At 69.9% G+C, this 256-nt stretch carries 1 protein-coding gene; it reads right to left on the reverse strand.

The genetic code is table 11. The features are described from left to right. Window positions 1-24: 24 nt before the first annotated feature. Window positions 25-256 (reverse strand): alanine racemase C-terminal domain-containing protein (locus tag ABFX56_RS16190; protein ID WP_346234380.1); only part of this gene is annotated, 232 nt, incomplete at its 5' end.

Consider the following 256-nt stretch of genomic DNA (forward strand, 5'->3'; position numbering starts at 1 on the left):
CGGCACCGGGCGCGCCGCCGATCGTCAGAAGGCGAACAAGGTGCCGACCTCGATGTCGCTGTTGTCGACCCCGCCGAGCGACCGTGGAACCCCGTCGGCGTAACCGACCGGGATCAGCCCGATGGTGGTCGGCTTGGCGGTGACATACTTCTGTCCGTAGCCGACGCCGACGCCGGCGGGCACCCGCCGCAGCTGGGTGACGTGGGGAACAGCGCGCAGCGCGTACTTCAGCCCGTACTCGATGCCGTCGACGGTC

Source organism: Parafrigoribacterium mesophilum (assembly GCF_039652555.1).
GTDB lineage: Bacteria > Actinomycetota > Actinomycetes > Actinomycetales > Microbacteriaceae > Parafrigoribacterium > Parafrigoribacterium mesophilum.